15 protein-coding genes and 2 pseudogenes are annotated in these 17,884 nt (G+C 41.0%); 9 read left to right on the forward strand and 8 right to left on the reverse strand.

The features are described from left to right. Positions 1–87: 87 nt before the first annotated feature. The 3 genes from hmpA to CWC18_RS18950 are packed head-to-tail and all read right to left on the reverse strand — an operon-like array spanning position 88 to position 2,710. Positions 88–1,245, reverse strand: a complete 1,158-nt coding sequence (gene hmpA, locus CWC18_RS18940; RefSeq protein ID WP_138593798.1) for an NO-inducible flavohemoprotein — start codon at positions 1,243–1,245, stop codon at positions 88–90. A gap of 23 nt (positions 1,246–1,268) precedes the next feature. Continuing rightward, a complete protein-coding gene (locus CWC18_RS18945; protein ID WP_138593799.1) occupies positions 1,269–2,486 on the reverse strand; it encodes an NnrS family protein in 1,218 nt (405 codons plus the stop codon). Then, positions 2,486–2,710, reverse strand: coding sequence for a hypothetical protein (locus CWC18_RS18950; RefSeq protein ID WP_138593800.1), 225 nt, complete (start codon positions 2,708–2,710; stop codon positions 2,486–2,488). The genes CWC18_RS18945 and CWC18_RS18950 overlap by 1 nt, the downstream gene beginning before the upstream one ends. Positions 2,711–2,870: 160 nt before the next feature. Between CWC18_RS18950 and norR the strand changes: the two genes are divergently transcribed. The 4 genes and pseudogenes from norR to CWC18_RS18970 all read left to right on the forward strand — a co-directional run. Next, on the forward strand, positions 2,871–4,433 hold the full coding sequence (gene norR / locus CWC18_RS18955; RefSeq protein WP_138675880.1) for a nitric oxide reductase transcriptional regulator NorR: 1,563 nt from the start codon (positions 2,871–2,873) through the stop codon (positions 4,431–4,433). A gap of 238 nt (positions 4,434–4,671) precedes the next feature. Beyond that, positions 4,672–5,142, forward strand: a complete 471-nt coding sequence (gene bfr / locus CWC18_RS18960; protein WP_138593802.1) for a bacterioferritin — start codon at positions 4,672–4,674, stop codon at positions 5,140–5,142. Positions 5,143–5,145: 3 nt separating this feature from the next. Next, positions 5,146–5,631: a bacterioferritin gene (gene bfr / locus CWC18_RS18965; protein WP_138593803.1), complete on the forward strand. Its 486-nt coding sequence runs from the start codon at positions 5,146–5,148 to the stop codon at positions 5,629–5,631. Positions 5,632–5,867: 236 nt separating this feature from the next. Beyond that, positions 5,868–6,687 (forward strand): annotated as a pseudogene (locus CWC18_RS18970) (helix-turn-helix domain-containing protein); the annotation flags it as partial. 9 nt (positions 6,688–6,696) lie between these two features. On the opposite strand, the gene CWC18_RS18975 reads toward CWC18_RS18970, so the two are convergent. The 4 genes from CWC18_RS18975 to soxR form a co-directional block, all read right to left on the reverse strand. Beyond that, a complete protein-coding gene (locus CWC18_RS18975) occupies positions 6,697–8,862 on the reverse strand; it encodes a cation:dicarboxylate symporter family transporter (RefSeq protein ID WP_249348302.1) in 2,166 nt (721 codons plus the stop codon). 272 nt (positions 8,863–9,134) lie between these two features. After that, positions 9,135–9,461 carry a cupin domain-containing protein gene (locus CWC18_RS18980; RefSeq protein WP_212747744.1) on the reverse strand — a complete coding sequence of 109 codons (327 nt, stop codon included), beginning with the start codon at positions 9,459–9,461 and terminating at the stop codon, positions 9,135–9,137. 106 nt (positions 9,462–9,567) lie between these two features. Then, entirely contained in the window at positions 9,568–11,340 is a 1,773-nt protein-coding gene (locus CWC18_RS18985) for a DUF885 domain-containing protein (protein ID WP_138675881.1), read from the reverse strand. A gap of 154 nt (positions 11,341–11,494) precedes the next feature. Then, on the reverse strand, positions 11,495–11,950 hold the full coding sequence (soxR, locus tag CWC18_RS18990; protein ID WP_138592687.1) for a redox-sensitive transcriptional activator SoxR: 456 nt from the start codon (positions 11,948–11,950) through the stop codon (positions 11,495–11,497). 82 nt (positions 11,951–12,032) lie between these two features. Here soxR and CWC18_RS18995 point away from each other — a divergent pair, with 82 nt between their 5' ends. The 5 genes and pseudogenes from CWC18_RS18995 to CWC18_RS19015 all read left to right on the forward strand — a co-directional run bounded on the left by CWC18_RS18995 (position 12,033) and on the right by CWC18_RS19015 (position 17,460). Beyond that, the gene (locus CWC18_RS18995) at positions 12,033–12,479 is read left to right on the forward strand and encodes a flavodoxin family protein (RefSeq protein ID WP_138592688.1); all 447 of its coding nucleotides are present in this window, start codon (positions 12,033–12,035) and stop codon (positions 12,477–12,479) included. 7 nt (positions 12,480–12,486) lie between these two features. Continuing rightward, positions 12,487–12,795 (forward strand): annotated as a pseudogene (locus tag CWC18_RS19000) (trehalase family glycosidase); the annotation flags it as partial. A gap of 315 nt (positions 12,796–13,110) precedes the next feature. Next, a complete protein-coding gene (locus CWC18_RS19005) occupies positions 13,111–15,966 on the forward strand; it encodes a tandem-95 repeat protein (RefSeq protein WP_138592689.1) in 2,856 nt (951 codons plus the stop codon). 6 nt (positions 15,967–15,972) lie between these two features. Further along, entirely contained in the window at positions 15,973–16,356 is a 384-nt protein-coding gene (locus tag CWC18_RS19010; RefSeq protein WP_138592690.1) for a hypothetical protein, read from the forward strand. Positions 16,357–16,485: 129 nt separating this feature from the next. Then, positions 16,486–17,460: a sensor domain-containing diguanylate cyclase gene (locus CWC18_RS19015; RefSeq protein ID WP_138592691.1), complete on the forward strand. Its 975-nt coding sequence runs from the start codon at positions 16,486–16,488 to the stop codon at positions 17,458–17,460. Positions 17,461–17,484: 24 nt separating this feature from the next. Here CWC18_RS19015 and CWC18_RS19020 read toward each other — a convergent pair whose 3' ends face one another. After that, positions 17,485–17,700, reverse strand: coding sequence for a TonB-dependent receptor (locus CWC18_RS19020; protein ID WP_249348303.1), 216 nt, complete (start codon positions 17,698–17,700; stop codon positions 17,485–17,487). Positions 17,701–17,884: the final 184 nt, after the last annotated feature.

Consider the following 17,884-nt stretch of genomic DNA (forward strand, 5'->3'; position numbering starts at 1 on the left):
GGGCTATTACAAATAAACGCAACGCCGAGAGTGAGAAAAATAGCTTTATTGTACAAATTCGCTTATCCAGAGCTGAGGTTAAATAGTTTATAGGGACTCATGTGGCCCAAATACTTCATATAAAATGCGGGCTGGTGCGACACCCAGCGACAGTAACTGCGCTTTCATTGCCGCCATAAAGGGGGTTGGACCGCACACATAAAACTCTCCATTAGTGAGAGGAAGTGTGAGCGGAGTTAAATTAATACGACCCTGATGATATTGACTTGGACCTTGTTCGTACCATATGTCTGCTTCAATATTGGGGGCGCTGTTTGTAAGCGCATTAACGCGATTTGCAAAACTGTGCTCGGTACTATTGATACACGCGTGGAGAAACTGCGTTTTAACGTCCGGTTTTGACGCTGCAATAGACTCTAGCATAGCCATCATTGGTGTAATGCCGACACCGGCACTGATGAGCACTTTAGGTGAGTCGGTTTGTTGTAGCATAAAATCACCAGCTGGGGGGCTTAGCTCTACGACATCTCCAACATTTAAGCTGTGCATATGCCCAGAGACCAAGCCTTGGTTTTTTACGCTTATGCGATAGCCTTTATCTTGTTGAACATCAGAGAGTGAATATTGACGTATTTGGGTATTGTCGCATCCTTTGGGTTTAACATGAACGCTAATGTATTGGCCAGCTTGAAAGCCAACCACTGGTTTATTGTCGGCTGAACGCAAGTAAAAGCTTTTTACTTTGGCAGACTCTTGGACAGTTTCATTGATAACGAATGTTCTCGTATTACGCCAGCCGCCTTGTTTACTCTCTGTGGTTTTATAAATGCCTTCTTCTTGTGTGATAAATACATCTGCTAGCAATGCATAAGCTTCACGCCAAGCTTGCTCTATATCAGGGGTAAACTCATTCGGTGCGAGCTCTTTCAGGGTTTCAATAAGGTGTGTTCCCACAATGTCATAATGGTGTGGCTGAATGTTTAAACTGGCATGTTTATGGTTGATACGCTCAACGGCAGTAGCCAGTACGGGTAAGTTGTCGATATGGGTTGCATAGGCTGCCAAAGCGTTGAATAAAGCAAAGTGCTGTTTTCCACTTTGTTGATTACTCATGTTAAAAATATCTTTAAGCTCAGGGTTATGTGTAAACATGCGGTCATAAAAATGTGCAGTGACAGCAGTTCCAGCGTTAGAGAGTAAAGGTATAGTACTTTTGACAAGGGCAATGGTGTTATTTGATAGCATTGAGTTCTCCAATTGGAAATAAGTTAACCACGACGTCCATCAACACGTTTTTGTGTTAAGACGTTGAAATAAGAAAGACTGAATAGGGTAAAGGCAGCAGCCCAAAGTACTGCACTGCTGAACCACGCTAAATGTGGGCCAATAAAATGCGGTAACAAAGCACGTATCACCGCACCACAAGCAAGTAACATGAAGGCGACAGACATAGTGTGACCCGCACTCAGAGCTCGACCGGTATGACCCAGTGAAACGCGCGCGATCATGGCTAAAATAGTTAAGCCAATTCCGCCTAACGTAATGAGGTGAAGTGCATCTGTAAAACGTACAATGGCAATGAAAAAGCTGAGCCCGCAGAGCAATAACCCGATAGCAGCGAGTAGGTAGCCAAGATGTAAAGACCAGAGCAGGGGGATATAGCGTATATTTGGGTTGAACCACAGCCCACTGCGTAGCAAATGAATTGAAGCGGCAAGCACGATAAGGTAGCCTGGATTGAGGGCCACATTGAACAATTGACTTAATGCAAACCCACACATGCCCAACACGCTAACTACACGTAGCGCTTTATCGAGACGAGGTGTGCGTACCTGATGGTCTAGTGTGAGCCCTCTGGCGGTAAAAAAGGGAATAACTCGACCACCGACCATCCCAATCAATAACATAAATCCAAGCACGGCAAGTTGGCTAAAGGTGCGTGCACTCGCAAAGTTGCCTTGAGCACAGAGTAGTAAAAACAGCACGTTAAAAACACACAAAGCGGTTAAAACAGCGATAAATTGGTAATTATTCTTTGATTTTGCACCGATCAGCATGTTGCTTAAGCACACGATAGCACTCAGCCAAAAGGCCAATTGCCCGAGGATGACAAGGGGCAGAAAGTGAGGATACAAAATAAAAAGAAGGCGAGTTGCAGCCCAGATAAACACCAATGCCATCAGTTTTGCACCAGACAGCGTGGGGATATTGGTCCAGGTTTGTGCCGCTGTGAGTAAAAAACCGACGGCAATAGCGCCCGCAAAAGCGAATATCATTTCATGGGCATGCCATAGCGAGGCAGGGAGCGTTGCTTGCCATTGGAAGTCGCCGCTTAGGACCATAGCCCAAACACTTACAGCGATGACACTCCAGATACTGGCGAGTAAGAAAAAGGGCCTGAATGGCATCATAAATACAGGCCACTGCGCGATTTGATACCATTTAGAGTGTGTTAAAATCGGCTCTTCTAGGTTCAACGGCCGCATTAACGTACTTCCATATTGAGCTGATATTGGCAAACACAGCGCAGTACATAACTCAACTTGAATAGTCCTGCGAGTACAATACTACTGATATGGCTGACGACTTGTGCTGGTAAAGTCAGGTGATGCGCCAGTGGATAGCTCATGAGCACACTGACAATAAAAAGCAATAAAAAGGTGGCAAGTGCAGTATTTGAATAACGTAAGTGTTGATGCGATAAGGTCATAATAGTCACCAGGCTATGAGTAGGTTAATTCTCTTATTGCAGATGCTGTGCCAAATAAAAATATCAATTTAATCAGTTGCTTGAATTTTATCTATTTACATTAAAGGTCATTTTGACCTACTATTTATATGATATAAAAAAACATAAAGGTCAATTTGACATGGATCAAAGGGCACTCTCTCAACTTTTAACGTTTAGCGCCTTGTTAACTAAGGTGCTGCCGAAGCATACAGAACAAAACTTGAATCAGTTTTACAGTGGAGCAGTGCAAGCTCTGAAAACATGCGTGAGTGCCGATGCAGTTGCGCTGTTGCTGCACCAAAATGGAGCTCTGGTGCCAGTTGCAATAGAAGGCTTGACTCGAGAGGCTTTTGGTAGGCGTTTTGTGATAAACGATCACCCTCGCTTATTTGCAATAAGTGAGAGCAATACGCCGGTTATTTTTGATGAATATAGTACTTTGCCGGATCCATATGACGGTTTGTTGTTAGCACAAGAAGGCGATATTCCCGTGCATGCTTGTATGGGAATACCTCTGTACCATCAGCAAGAGCTACAAGGTGTTTTAACGTTAGACAGCTTAACTCCTGGTATATTCAAGCAATATTCTATGCCATTTCTTCAAACCATTAACGATATTTTTGCTGAACACTTAACTGTAGCACTTAATTGTGAAAAGTTACTGCGTAAGGCCCGCCATGGTGATGCTTTAGTCTCGGAGCTAAACCAAACAAGCCATGAAATGGTTGGTGACAGTGCACTTATGGCTGCGCTTAAAAGTGATATTGAACTAGTTGCAAGCTCTGATTTTACCGTATTAGTATTAGGTGAAACTGGGACGGGGAAGGAATTAGTTGCACGGAACATTCATGGCGCTTCGCGCCGTGCAAAACACGTATTTGTGCAGGTTAATTGCGCATCACTACCGGAAAACTTGGCTGAAAGTGAGTTTTTTGGCCACCGTAAGGGGTCATTTACCGGCGCTGACAAACACCGAGATGGTAAATTTTTACTGGCCGATGGGGGCACTTTGTTTCTTGATGAAATAGGAGAGCTGCCATTATATATTCAAAGTAAATTGTTACGAGTGTTACAAAGTGGAGAGATTCAGCCTGTAGGCGCTGATAGAACTCAGCAGGTAAACGTCCGAATTGTTGCAGCCACAAATCGGGATTTAAAAGCTGAGGTTGAAGCAGGCCGGTTTCGTGCCGATTTGTATCATAGGCTAAGTGTATACCCTCTATTAGTGCCTCCGTTAAGAGCCAGACACCATGATATTCCTCTTCTAGCAGGCTTTTTTATTGAGCAAGTACGAAAAAAATTAGGGATCATGCAGCTTACTTTGAGCACGCAATTTCAAGATACACTGTGTCAGTACGATTGGCCGGGCAACATTCGAGAACTAGAGCATGTGATCAGCCGCAGTGCGCTCAAAGCAAAGCAGGCGCAGTGGCAACAAAAGATTGTTAGAATTGAATTGGAACATAGTGAGCTAAACCAAGAATATGAGACGATAACCCCAAAAGCCTCGACTCAAGTGATGAATGAATATGAGGTCCCCTTTAAAGAGTTAGTTGATAATTTTCAAAAGTTACACATTATTGAAGCGCTTAAAAGGCACCAACTGAATTGGGCAGCGACAGCGCGGGCATTGCAAATGGACAGAGCAAATCTTGTTCGGTTGGCTAAGCGTTTGGGCATAGAAATTACTAAAAAACTATAATGTTCTGAATTATATAGGCTTTTTATATTATTCGTGGTTATCTATTGAAGATATAAAACATTACGAAAAAGGTATTGGTATTAGTACTCGTATTAGCAATAAAAATAAGTCTCAATAATGTTATAAGTTGTTTATTTTAAAAGGATATATTAAAAAATTTGTTAGGTTTAAATTATCTTGATTCGTGCATATTTTGGACTAGGGTTAGAGGGCAAGTAACTTTTAACTAGGGGGCCCTATGCAGGGTAACAAGAAAGTCCTTTCAGTATTAAACCAAATGCTGACGTTTGAACTGACTTCGATTAATCAGTATTTTCTTCATGCTCGTATGTATAAGAACTGGGGCCTAGAAGAACTAAATGAAAAGGCCTATAAAAAATCGATTAAAGACATGAAGCAGGCTGATGAACTGATTGAGCGAATTTTATTTCTGGAAGGACTGCCGAATTTACAGCACTTAGAAAAGCTGCGTATAGGTGAGCATACGGAAGAAATGCTGGCGTGTGATATGGCATTTGAATTAGAGCAAGTGCCTGCGCTAAAAGATGCTATTGTGCTATGCGAAGCTGAGCAAGACTTTATTAGCCGAGATTTATTGGAAGACCTGCTTGAGTATGAAGAAGAGTATGTCGACTGGTTAGAGACACAACAGTTTTTGATTAAAAATACAGGTATTGAGAACTACCTACAGTCACAAATTGAGGAGTAACGTATGCAAGGCAGTAAAAAGATTATTGACTTATTAAATAAGCAGCTGACCTTAGAGTTAACCTCAATGGATCAGTATTTAGCACATTCGAAAATTTATGAAGATTGGGGCCTTGAAAAGCTGGGCCAAAAACTAACTCATGAATTTGATGAAGAGCTTGATCATGCAAAAGCGATCATAGAGCGTATCTTGTTTTTGGAAGGTCAGCCCGATACTGCTTCGCGTGAAGCCATTCACGTCGGCGACAATGTACAGCAAATGCTCGAAAATGATTTAGCAGCGGAAATGACCGTAGCTGCTAGCTTAGTGAATCTTATCACTGAGTGTGAGAAGGAAAAAGATTATGTTACACGCGAGATTTTAGAGACCTTGCTTGATGACACGGAAACAGATCATATTTATTGGTTAGAGCAGCACTTAGGGCTTATTAAGCTCATTGGGTTACAAAATTACATTCAAAGCCAGATGAATGGTGACGCAGCTACTTAGCGTTAATTAATATGTAGTAGCTCAAATCTAAGCTGACAAAACACTGTTAAAAAACGGGTAACTGTCAGATCAGGTTTGAGCTACTACACTCTAATTTGTTAACACCAAGCGACTTTGTCGTATCTTAATTACCAAGCGACTCTGTCGTAGTCGCTAATTACCAAGGGAAACTGTCGGTCTATTTTTATATATCTCTGTTAGTGTTCTTTCTTTCGAATACTAAGGAGATGTTGAGGATGATTGTGATGGATTCTAAAGCTCAACTCACCGTTGATATTATTGCTAAAGTAGTTGAAGGCCGAATAACAATTGGCAATGCAGCTAAGTTACTAAGTAAGTCTCGGCGCACCATTGAACGTTACGTCAAACGTTATCAAGAAGTCGGTATTCAGTTTGTTATTCACGGTAATAGTGGTAAGTCACCGCCAAATAAAACACTAACATCAATTAAACAAGCAGTGCAAACCTTAATCAAAGATAAGTATTTTGATTTGAATTTGCTTCATTTAGCTGAGCAACTAGAAGAAAACGAAAACATTACGGTAAAACGTGAAACGTTGCGTGGTTGGGCGCATGATATTCACTATGTAAAGCGCGCTAAACGTAAGCGGGGTAAAGCCCGTAAGCGCAGAGAGCGAATGGAAGCACCTGGTTTAATGATGCAAATGGATGGTAGCCCACACCGTTGGTTTGGTGATAAAAAACATTGCTTAATTGCCATGATTGATGATGCGACCAGTGAAGTTCATGCGAGATTGCATTGAATCTAAAGGACTATTTAAAACGCTTTACGCGGATAGAGCGGGTATCTTCGGTGGCCCTAAACGCTGTCACTTCTCACAAATGCAACGGGCTTGTGAGGAGCTAGGCATTGAAATTATTTTTGCTAATTCGCCTCAAGGTAAAGGTCGCGTTGAACGTGCGTTTGATACCTTCCAAGACCGTTTGGTGCCTGAACTGAGACTGAAGAACATCAAAGATATTGCAAGTGCCAACGCTTACCTTAAACATGTATTTATCCCGCTATTATGTCAAACTGCCATTTTAATCACTGCGAGTTATTGGTTATTGAGTGGTTTGGCGAGTATACGTATCGACCAGTGACCATCTGGTTTGTTTCTTTTTACTGCCTTGTCCTAAGATCCAGTATCGATAAGCTTTGTCTATTTGACCATTGGCTTTTTGAATATCGAGCCAAGCATTAATGTAACTGAGTAAGTCTAAGTTACGCTTTGCGATGGCAAAGCCTACTGGGTATTGGGTCGCGCCACCTTCTGGTACAACAACCCCAAACTCGGGGTAAAACATACTCCATGCAAACCCAGCTTCGGCACTGATCACGAGGGCATCAAAGCGTTCTGGTGCTGCAAAGTATTGCTGTAAGTTATTGAGGCGAGTAAAGTGAATATTAGGGTACTGTTGAGTCACTTTATTTAAGATTGGTCCGTATTCAACATGGGCTAGATGGACATCATCAAGTTGGGTGATCTCATCTTTATGTTTAAAGCGCTGGAGTTCATGATCTTTCGTCAGTAACGCAAGTTGTAGCTGCAACACATGGTTACTAAAGCGCACTTTGGTCAAATCAACGACATTGATCTCTAAGCCCGACATAGCAATATCGAAGTAGCCTTTGTTTAAGTACTCATTTAATTGATGTTTTTTGAAGGGGATAAATTCAACCTCTACATGTAAATCGTCAGCAAGTCGGTGCGCTAAGCTGATATCAAATCCAACTAATTCGTTCTTTTGGTTAAAATAACTAAACGGAACATTATCGACTAAATAACCTATTCGCAGTAGCTTACGCTTTTGTATTACCTCAATATTTGTGAGCGATAATTTGCCACTTTGATACGCCTTTGGCACATGATTAAGGACATGAGCGGGGACTTTATCTGCAATAACCATGTTTGCAATCGCTTCATTGGCTGCTTGTGTGTGCCCTGCTAAATACGTGTTTAACGAGTAGCTTGTAAGCATAAACCCAGGTAACAATATGCTGAGTAACACCACATAATATATTGAACGAAGCCGTTTTAAATGTAATTGCTTGCGACAGTAAAAAATACTTAAAAGTACAAATGAGAAGATATAAATAACAGTGGTAGGGGATACCACCTTGGCACTGAGAACTGACATAGATAAATAAAGCTGATAACTATCTGCTGGGATTTTTAGTGTATCTAGTAAAAATGGGATCGCAATATGCACATTAGCGAAGTAACTTAACATGGCTGATAAGGTCACGTTTGGAATATCAGTAATAGTAACTGGGTTACCTGTTAACCAAGCTGCAAACATCACAAACATCAACGTGGTTAGTTTTCCAAGGCTTGGAAATGTATAGGCAATTGGCACTAATACTTCGGCGATGTGGTCCGCTTGCTCATCGGCTTGCTGGGTTTGCCGTAAATGCTCTTTAATGCCTTCTGTTATGACGGGCAATACAATGAAAACGTTACCAGTGCTAAAAGCGGTGATCCATGCGTTTCGCATCACGCCAATTAAATCACGGTATTTTATGGGCGTGAAAGCAGCAACTAGCATCGGCATAAGCACGAGCATCAAATAGAGCCCCAAGCACAACACCAGTACCCAATAAACTTGTAAGTTATTGAGTTGCTCTACGCTTAATGTACCTGCAGCACTGGCTGTCATTGCGAATATACCGATAGGAAAGATAGCAATGATCTTTTTTGACATGACGGTAAGGCCTTGGCCAATGACTTCTAAGAAATCAAGCACAGTAGACTTGCGTTTATTTGCAATGAGTGCGCTGCCCAATGCAATACAAAATATCACTAAGGCAGGTACGTTGCCTTCGGCCAACGAGGCAAATGGGTTGGCAGGAATATATTGCTCTGCAAAGTTGATGGGAGAAGCAGGGCTGATTAATGCAGGCGAGAAGAATGTACCGGCATCATGTTGAGGTAAAGTAAATGCGAAGCACCAAATAGCCGCTAAGCCGACAACCCACAAACAGAGCATTACCGTCGCAGCTTTAAATAAGATGCTTTTTACCTGTTCAGGGTTGAATTTACCCAGTCCCACAATGAGACTCACAACAATATAAGGAAATATGGTGATTTGCATCAACTTTACAAAGCCATTGCCTATGGGCTGTAAAAATGCGACACGTTCACCAAAGATCAATCCAGTGGCGACCCCCGCCATTAAGGCCCAAAGCATCCAATTACGGTTTTTTAAAAATAAGAAAAGTGAATTCATAATACCTGTCGCTCAACAGTAAGTTTATTAAGCATAATCGAAAAATAAAAGAGCGGGGATTATAGTGTGCTAACCTGACTGGGATCTGAATCTATACCAAAAATGACTTAAAGCAGCGATAAGGCTGATATGAGCGCAATAGTACTAGCCTATATTATGCATTTTGGCTGGGTTATGGCTTTTTGACGGTGATTGGCTTATTTTCTATTCCTGCGTAAAAAACGATGATTTCAGCCGCTTCGCTGCCGGGATTGATCCCATAATGCCATGTGTTAATCACCATCGGTGATGGGGTCGCCTGCGACCATGTTGAGTGTTTTCCCTTTTTTTGTAACTACTTTAAGCGACCCTTTAGTGAGAATACCCGCATTAATACTAGGATGTTTGTGCCAAGGTATTTTCACGCCAGCTGGTATGGTTATTTTTAAAATCGTTATTTCAGGCTGGCCTTTTGGATAGTGAGGAAGCGTCTCGCCATTCCAACTTTTAGTTGTTTTTACAACGGTTTGAATTGTCACTGCGGCTTTATCATCAGCGCTTGCTGGGCTTACACAAAGCGCCATAATTAGTAATATGAGTGGGGTTGTTAAATATCTCATTGTTACCCTTTTAAGTATGGTTGTACTGATGGATTAAAGTGACATATTTTATAAAAAGCCACAAGATATTGACTGGCAAAGACTTGTGGCTTGATTTATGTAAATGTTAGTTCATTAGTTGATTGATATATTTTACGGGTGCACTACCAAAACTTAAAAACTCTTCATGGAAGCCTTTTAAATCAAAATCGCTACCTTGCTTTTCTTTTTGTGCTTCACGCAAGTCGTAAATTTCACGGTAGCCACTGTAATAACTGGTTAACTGTACTTGGCTCAGAGTGGCCCTGCGCCACTTACCTTGGGCTTCCGCTTTTTCTTGAAATGCGCCGTTCATTAGTAGGTCTAATCCACCTTCTTCACTTAAACCTTCAACATGGATCGCGTAGTCTAAAATGGTGTTACAGATAACACGTAAGTTCCATTTATAATACATAAGCCACATTTCGGGTTCAAAATCTCCATAGCCCTCTTCCAGCATCATACGCTCAGTGTATACAGCCCAACCTTCGATCATTGCGCCATTGCTAAACACGCTTTTTATTAAAGAAGGAGATTTGTTTGCGTATACAAGTTGTGTGTAATGGCCTGGGATAGCTTCGTGAATATTTAATATTTGTAAAATCCAGTGATTATATTCACGCAGGAAAGAGCTTGCGGTTGCGTCATCCATGTCACTCATAGGCTCTACATTATAAAAAGTATTGCCCTTGCTTTCATACGGGCCAGGTGAGTTAATTGATGCCATTGCATAACCACGCATATATTCAGGTGTTTTTCTGACTACTAGCGGTTTATCAGCATCGAGAGTGATCAAGTTTTTTTCTTTAACAAATGCTTCCAGTGCAGGTATTTGTTTAGATATTTCGTCAACAAACTTTTCTTTAGCCACATGTTTAACTGATAGATGCTTTATTAACTGAGATATAGCATCTCGGCTATTGCTTGGCTTTTCTGTATTTGGAAAGTACTTCGGCCATAGCTGATTGGTCAGCTTAACCATTTCATCCGTAACGCGCTCTTTATCTGCAAGGGCTTTGTGATACATTTGTTTTGCGGTATATCCAGACTGAATATCAAATGCAAATTTTTGCTCATATAATGCTTCACCAATTCTAAAAGAGCGTGCTGAATTATTATCACTTAACTCTTTTTCAAGCTGTGTTAAAAAGTCAACGAAGCCGTGAATGGCTGTTTTTGCATCTGCAAAGCGAGATTTGAATAATGCTTTCTCTTCTGGTGATAAATTAGAGTTACTCACTGTCTCTAGTAAGTCGTCTTTTAGTACACTAAATGCCCCTTTGTTTTGCTGAATCGCTAATTGTGTAAACTCAAGGGTTGGGTTTTCAATGTTGTTTTGTGCTGCTTGATAATACTCAGGCACAAACTTCAAGCGGTTTAATACTAGCGCCAGTTTTTCATCGGTGCTTTTAAAGCGATTATTTAGTAATAATGCAAAGCCACCTGATACATTGTAGTTCGATGGATTCCATTGCCAGCTTTTAAAAGTATTGTTATGCCACAAGCTTAATTTTAACCGGTTCTCGATGAGGTAATAATCAGTTTTTTGATTAGCCGTTAAGGTGTTTACGTCAAACTTATGAAGTGTTGCCAGTTGAGCTGTAACAAATGCGTTATTCTTCGTGCGAGTTTGCGCATTGGGAATGGTGATTATGTCATCATATTTGCCATAACCTGCGTGACTAGAGGCTTCAGGATAATGCGCCCAATATTGCGAAATAAACGCGTTAGAAAATGTCTCGAAGCTTTGATTGACCGAAGCACTCACTGGAACTGAGGTGTGTGTGCTTTGGTTATCTGAATTACAGGCGGTTAAACCTAACGCGGCGAATAAAGCCAAACTAAGCGAAGTTTTTTTCATGGGGTTCTTTTTTCCAAAAATCGATACAGCAATACTACCAAGGATCGCGACACATATCATGTAGACAATACGAACGGTGATATAAACATTGTTTTTTGTCTGCTGCTGTTATGAAGCCCTGATATAAAGTGCTAATGGCGAAAGCGAGGCAGAGTTAATCTTTTTCTAATAAGACGGCTCCAGAGTGTGTTTCGCCCAGAATATCATTGGGGTTATATAATGGGCAGCTAGACATAGATAAACACCCACAGCCGATACACCCTTCAACCCTTTCCCGTAGCCTTTGCATATACGCAATTTTTTCATCTAATTGCGCTTGCCATTGGGTTGATAGCCTCGCCCAGTCATTTTTATTAGGGGTTCGGTTTTCCGGTAAAGTATCGAGTGTTAGTTTGATTTCCTCAAGGGTTACGCCCATTTTTTGAGCGGCTTTAATGACGGCAATACGCCTTAATACATCTGGTTTATAGCGTCTTTGGTTTCCGTTGTTTCGCCAGCTTCTGATCAGCCCTTTTGTTTCGTAAAAATGCAAGGTAGAAACGTTCACATCACTTCTTTTAGCTACATACCCTACGGCTAAGTTGGCATCTTGTAGTGTTTTATGTGCCATGTAATATTCCTAAAAAGTACTTTACCTCAATTTAGGTTTAGGTTTTAGCATGGGTGTTTCTTTAATGCAAATAAGGACAAACATGAAAACAATAATTGTATATTCAAGCTCGAATAAGCAGGGTAATACGGCAGACGCTTGTAAAAAGTATATCACCCAATATGGCGCAGACTCTTTGTATTTAGATGACTTTGTTATTCATGATTATACTTATGATCATCGACATACTGATGATGACTTTCGACGCCTATTTTTACAGATACTTGAGTATGATCACATTGTGTTTGCTTCCCCCGTGTATTGGTATGCGGTCACGCCTAGAATGAAAGCATTCTTTGATAGGATCTCGGAATATATGGATGATAAATCATTACATCCTGTGCTAAGGAGATTGCGGGGTAAAGCCTTTTCAATTCATACTAATTCAATCAGCGACACAGCGCCTGAGCCTATGTTGGCTATGTTGATAAAGACGTGTGAATATTTGGGGATGCAGGTGAAAGAGCAAAAACATTTTCACTACCCCTAAGCAAGATAAAGAAGGGGGGCTTGTTAGTTGTTTAAGTGAAACCGAAGAACAATGGGATAGTCCTAATGGCTGGGCTCCACAACAGTGGTTTGCCGTCAAAGGCCTGCTTGATTATGGTCATAACGCGCTTGCTGATAAGATAAGACTTCGCTGGATCACAATGATAGAAATGGACTTTAAAAGCCGTGGCTGTTTATTAGAAAAGTACAATGTAGTCTCACCAAATCAAACCGCAGGTGGTGGAGAATATCAAGTACAACAGGGGTTTGGCTGGACTAACGGCGTAACGAGTCGCTTTTATAATTTATCCAAGTAATGATGATATGGGGGGAGTAGAACATCCATATAAACGTTAAATTTCTATTCGTTGTAATACTTCTTCTTTATTGTTTCACTCAGTTTATTTATTTTCATTACTATACATTTAATACGTATAAGCTTATGAATTAATTGAAATATAACGACAATCATGTCAGGCTTGTTTTAAGATGTCATTTTATCGTATTTGACTGCAACAGAGTTCTTATTTTGGTAACAGGGCTTGGTCTGAATTAATTGGCTTTTTGTTAAACGCTCAGCAATTCATCTTTGTACTTCTATACTGTTAGGGTCAAATGTCATTTGGGAGTCAATGATGAAGTTAATTGCGTATAGTTTAATAACAGTGTGTGCCAGTATATCAAGTGTTTATGCCATTGAGAGTAACGACTGGTCTTGGCAACCTATGAATACTGTTGTTAATAAAGGTGTTGTGAATGTTTTAGAGAATGAGCTTCTATTTACTTTAGATGCTGAAAAAGTACAAAAAGATTTAATGTCCGTTGCTTTAAATGAACAAATAAAACAGATATCTTTGCCTTCATTGAGCGGTCAGTTTAAGCAGTTCACGATATTGCATGATTCGATTATGGCAATAGGTTTACAACGTAAATTCCCTTCGATTCGGAGTTTTGAGGTAAGGGAAGTAGACAACGAAAATAACACTGGTCGATTTGATATAGGCCCAAATGGTGTGCATGGAATGTACGTTGTTAATGGTGAACGCGTTTACTTAGACACAATAGACAGTGGTGTAGTAAAGCTCTATAAGAAAACGATAAAGCAACAAGCGTGGCAAGATGAAGTACTTAAACCAGATTTAGCACAGTTATCGGCAAAGAATAAAGAGTCTCGAGGCCCTTTGATAGCGAATGGCGGAAACGTTGATTTTGTGACTTATCGACTAGCTGTAACCACCAGTGATGAATATACTAGTTTCTTTGGCGGCAAAGTAGGTGCAATGAATGGCATTGTGACGACTATCAACCGCGTTAATGAGGTCTTTAAAACGGACTTGGCCGTTAAATTAGAATTGATCGCAAATAACGACATGCTCATTTTTGAAGCGAATGACCCTTACGACAATGGTAATGCAGACGACACTTTAGGTATTGTTCAGACTCAAATAGATACATTAATCGGCACTGATAATTACGATGTTGGGCATTTAATGGCAACCTCCGGTGCTGGCCTAGCCGGGTTAGGTGTTGTCTGTTCTCAAAGCTCTAAAGCCTGGGGAATGACGGGAATATCGACACCACAAGGTGATGCGTATGATGTTGATTATGTAGCACATGAAATTGGGCACCAATTTGGTGCGAATCACACTTATAATGGTTCGAGTGGTGCCTGTAATACGCGAGAAAGTTCTGCGGCATATGAACCGGGCAGTGGCGTTACAATCATGAGTTATGCGGGTATCTGTGGTGATGAGAATTTAGCGCAAAATTCCATTGCGATGTTCCACTCTCATAGTATCGATGAGATGAATGAACATATTACAACCGGGTCTGGCTCAACCTGTGGTACACCAACTAATATAGGTAATAATGCGCCTCTTGCAAATGCGAATGCCGATCATACAATCCCAATAAATACGCCCTTTGTACTAACGGGCTCTGCGGCGGATCAAAATAGCGCCAATACATTGAGCTATGCTTGGGAGCAAATGGATTTAGGTGCCACTACGGCTGGAGCCGATCAGCTGATTGACAACGGTGAAGGGCCATTATTTAGACCTTACTTACCGAGTGCAGGGGCTGTGCGTTATTTTCCTAGATTAGAAGATGTGTTAGCGAACACAACGGCAAAAGGTGAAGCCTATCCCAAAACGAATCGAGTAATGAATTTTCGCTTGGTGGTCAGAGATGGCGAAGGTGGTGTCAATTATGATGCAATGACGGTGACTTCCACTACATTGGCTGGGCCTTTTTCTGTTACGGCCCCCACGTCTGCGACACAGCTGAATAATAGTAGCTCAGTGAATGTAACATGGAATGTTGCAAGTACAGATCAGGCCCCCGTATCGTGTGACAATGTTGATATAATGCAATCTACAAGTAGTAACTCATTTGACCAAGTGCTTTTATCTAAGACGCCCAATGATGGTGCCCAAACGGTTAACCTTGCTGGTAGCGCAGATGGTAAAGCACGGATCATGGTAAAATGTAGTTCTGGGGTGTTTTATGCTCTATCTCAGGAGTTCCAATTAGGAAATATTATATCAATAACGGGCCAGCAATCACTGAGTATAAATGAAGACTCAAGTTTGTTGATAACGCCGACAATGTTCACTGTAGTTAATGAGCAGGCCAATGCGACCTTAACGGTGAGTTTATCTGCAGGTAGCAATTACACTGTCAATGGTGAAACTGTGACACCGAGTGCCAATTTCTTTGGTGAGCTAATCGTCCCTGTTAAAGTAAGCGATGGCACTAATACAAGCGTTGCTTTTTTGGCGAAGATAACGGTTGCTCCTGTTAACGATGCGCCTTCAATCTTAGGACAGCAGAGTATTACTGTTAATGAAGACATGCCTATGATGTTGGCTTTAAGCCAGTTTTTAATCACCGATGTAGACAGTTCACTACTTACTTTAACAGCGCAGGCGGGAGATAATTATACACTGGATGGCTTAACTATAATGCCTACAGCTAACTACAATGGCTCTCTTACAGTGCCCATTATCGTTGCCGATAATGCGGGGGCGTTAGACAATTTTAGCGCACAAATAACCGTGATTGCCGTAAATGACGCACCGATTGCTGCTGCTGATAATGGATCTGTAGTGCAAGGTGAAACGCTACAATTAAACGTTTTGAGTAATGATACGGATATTGATAGTACCGAGTTAATAATTAACTCAGTTGAGTATTCTGGCACCGGTACTGTAACTATAAGTAACAACATGGTGGAGTATGTTGCAAGTGCAGAATTTACTGGGCAAGAGCAATTTACGTATGAAGTAGTTGATGGCAATGGAGGGGCAGCCTCAGCAGAGGTTACTATTGAAGTTACACAAATGAGTGTCACTCCCACTAACCCCACGACACCAACAACCCCCACTGAGCCTTCTACCAGTGATGATAGCGGCAGCAGTGGCACACTCTGGTTCGTTTGTTTGTTATATATGTTAGTGACCTTACGACGCTTAAGGTTTGTGAGGTGATAAGATATGTTTAAATATATATTATCTTTTTATATGTGTTTATTAGCAGGGTGCGCCGCGAGCGGACCTGCGGATAAAAACACGGTACCTGAGCTCGTTAATGAAAATAGGCCCTTGATATGGTTTAGTGAACGTAATGTAGATGAGGTCTTATCATTACACCGACAACAGCAGTCTTTAGGCCTAATCGCTTTAAGTAGACGAGGGTATTTCTACCCTAAAATTGGTATGGCTCGTAAGCCCCTCACACTACAAGATAAGTGTGTAACATGGCTATTAGCAAGCTCGTCAGATATCGTCAACGATAAGCGAGGGAAAGCGCTAATGGCTGCTCAACAGCAGTTTGCGGCTAAGTTTAATATGGCAATGGCGCCGAACTGCTTAAAGTAAGGTTTAGTTAAAAAGTTTGGAGTATAATAAGGTCAAATCTATTTAATTTGGCCTTTTATTTACACACAACACATTTACTGAGTTATGGTCAAAACTGTTTATATTTACATGAACGATTGAGGTCATCATATGGTCGACATTAAAAGTTGCTTTGTGAAATCCCCCCATCCATTTTTTGATTGCCAAAAGTGGCAACAATTAGTAAATACATTAGCTGAGCTTTATAACGCTGCGAGTGGCACGATAGTGCAATTTAGAGAAAGCGAATTTAATGTTGTGGCGACAAGCTCAAACGATGACAATTTTTTAATGCAAAATAGTAATTGGCCTTGGGAGATGCGCAGTTTTTGTCGGCATATGATGGAAACTAAGCAATCACTATATGTGAAAGATGCGGTTAATCATGAAGTGTGGTGTCAAGTTCAACCTGTTAGTGAAGGGCCAGTACGCTCATATTTAGGCTTTCCATTGTTTTGGCCTGATGGGGAATTATTTGGCTCTATATGCGTTATTGATATAAAAAAGACGGATTACCCAGATCTTTTGGTGCAGCTATTATCACAGTTCAAGTCATTAATTGAAGGAGATCTGCAGAGGATAGTTGATTACGAAGTTGTTAAATCGCTTGCACTGGAAGATCAGCTAACAGGATTACATAATTTACGTGGGTTGAATGTGCTAGGTCAACAGAGAGTAAAAGATGCGCATCGATTTATGCAACATGTGGCCATTGTGTATTTAGATATTGATAATTTAAAACAGATGAATGATGAATATGGTCATCACAGTGGCGACCTCTGTATTGTTGAGTTAGCTAAAGTTTTAAAATCAGTAACTCGGGATGCAGACATAAAAGCCAGAGTGGGAGGGGATGAGTTCGTTGTGATGTTGTTATCTTCAAGCGAGGAGTTTATATCGCAATGGTGTCGGCGTTTAATCGATAAATATGATGCTGCGTTGAAAAAGTTGCCTTATCAGCATGAAGTGAGTGTCAGTGTTGGGTATGGTATCTACGACCCAAGTGATGAAGTTCCCCTTGAAAAAATGGTGCAGCTAAGTGACAACGCAATGTATGTCAACAAGCAAGCAAAAAAGCGCGCTTAGTCAGATCTTGTTATTAAGATCATTCTACAATTGGTATCTAAGCCCTAAGTAAAAGCGTCGCCCGTTACTATAAATGCCTGTTGGCGCATAATGGTTTCTTTCATAGCTATACGATATTTCATCTGACAGGTTGATAAAGTCAAATGTGACTTTTAATTGCGATGACAGAGATACGGTAATATTGCCATCAAGCTGACCATAGTCATCAGTAATGATTTCACCTACACCGGCGCTATTCAATGAAGGTATTTATTATGTTTTACGCCAGGGCCACCAATTATACTTGTATTGCTACTATTCACAGCGCCAAGAAAACATTAGGATCAGACCTTGTAGTGGCATAGTTAATTTGGCCACCCATTAAGAAAGAAATGTTATGCTATTGAGCATACAAATTTGGGTGAAAAAAATGACGAAGTTAAAA

This window comes from Pseudoalteromonas aurantia (genome assembly GCF_005886875.1).
Lineage (GTDB): Bacteria > Pseudomonadota > Gammaproteobacteria > Enterobacterales > Alteromonadaceae > Pseudoalteromonas > Pseudoalteromonas aurantia_A.